A 1,577-nucleotide genomic window follows, 5' to 3' on the forward strand; every position below is an offset into this window, starting at 1 on the left:
CGCGCGACGACAGGCTGGCGCAGCTTTCGCAGGCCCACGATCTGGCCTCCCGCCGCGGCGACGAGCTCGGACAGGAGATCGCCGCGCTGCGCGCCTCGACGTCATGGCGCATCACCGCACCTTTGCGCGCCGTGTCGCGCGCGGTTCGCTGGCTGATGCGCGGCCCCCGCTGGTTTGCCCGGGGTGTGTGGGCGTGGATCTCCTTCAAGCCGGGGTCGCGCCCGCGCCGCGTCCTGCGGGCCGCTTTCGCGCGGCTTGCCCGTTTCGTGCTGAGGCGCCCCCGTCTTGCACGGCTGGCGAAACGCATCGCGGCATTCCTGCCGAATGGCCTCCACCAGAAACTGAGGCTGGCGGCCGCCCGCTCGCGCTGGCCGGAGTACGACGAGGCGCTGTCCTCGATACAGACCCGTTCGATGCAGGCTTCCCCGCTTTCGGGCATGTCCGGCAAAACGGGGCGCGTGGCCGTCGTGGCGCCTGTTTCCCCCGACGGGATCACTGGCGGCGCGGAGCGGCTTTATGCCGGCCTCGTCGGCGCCATTCGCGATCTGGGGTGGGAAGCCGATCTCGTTACCGTGCCGTTCGACGAGTCGTCCTTCGAGGCGATCCAGGCCGGATATGCAGCCTTCGAGGCGCTCGATCTCGACGCCTACGATCTCGTGATCTCGACCAAGGCCCCGTCCTACTGCGTGAGGCACCGCAATCATGTGCTGTACCTCGTCCATACGATCAGGGTCTTCTACGACATGTTCGTGACGGCATTTCCGGATGCCGACGAAAGCCGGCTGGCGCAACGCCGGTGGATTCACGAGAAGGACAATGAGGCGCTGGGGGCCATCGAACGCCGGTATGCGATCGGCGAGGAAGTCGCCCGCCGTCTCAACTCGTTCAACGGGCTGGACGCCACGACGCTTCACCCCGCGCTGAACATGGAGCGGATCGTTGCGGGGCCGATGGGGGATTATTTCTTCATGCCCGGCCGTCTGCATCGGTGGAAGAGGGTGGACCTCGCCATCGAGGCGATAAGGGCCTCGGACCTGCCGATGAAGCTCGTCATCGCGGGAACGGGCGAGGACGAAGCCACGCTGCGGGCCTTGGCCCATGGCGACAAGCGCATCGTCTTCGTGGGGCATGTGGACGATGCCCGCCTGGCCGACCTCTACCGGCGCTGCCTCGGCGTCGTGTTCTGCCCGGTACGTGAGGACTACGGATATGTCACCATCGAGGCGTTCGCCTATGCGAAGCCGGTCATAACCTGCCTCGATTCCGGAGAGCCGCTTCAGTTCGTCAGGGACGGAGAAACGGGACTCGTCGCCGAACCGGACGCGCAGAGCATCCGCAAGGCCATGGAGCGGCTCTGGACCGATCGTGACGAAGCGCGGAAGATGGGCCTCGAGGCGTCCGACGTCGCCCGCGACATCACGTGGGAAAGGGTCGCGAAAATCCTGCTCGACCCGGCCGCGGAGCGCGACTTCAGGAATGCGCCGTCCAAGCTGAAGGTTGCAGTGCTCGACATGCAGCCGATCACGCCGGCCGTCGGCGGCGGCTCTACGGCCTCTACCATGATCTCGGGGAGCAGT

1 protein-coding gene is annotated in these 1,577 nt (G+C 66.8%); it reads left to right on the forward strand.

Going from position 1 to position 1,577, the window contains the following annotated elements; all coding sequences use genetic code 11:
• Positions 1–1,577, forward strand: a 1,577-nt coding sequence (locus L610_RS19450) for a glycosyltransferase family 4 protein (protein ID WP_144707002.1), incomplete at both ends; no start/stop codon positions are given.

The organism is Aminobacter sp. J44 (assembly GCF_007829415.1).
In the GTDB taxonomy this organism is placed as follows: domain Bacteria; phylum Pseudomonadota; class Alphaproteobacteria; order Rhizobiales; family Rhizobiaceae; genus Aerobium.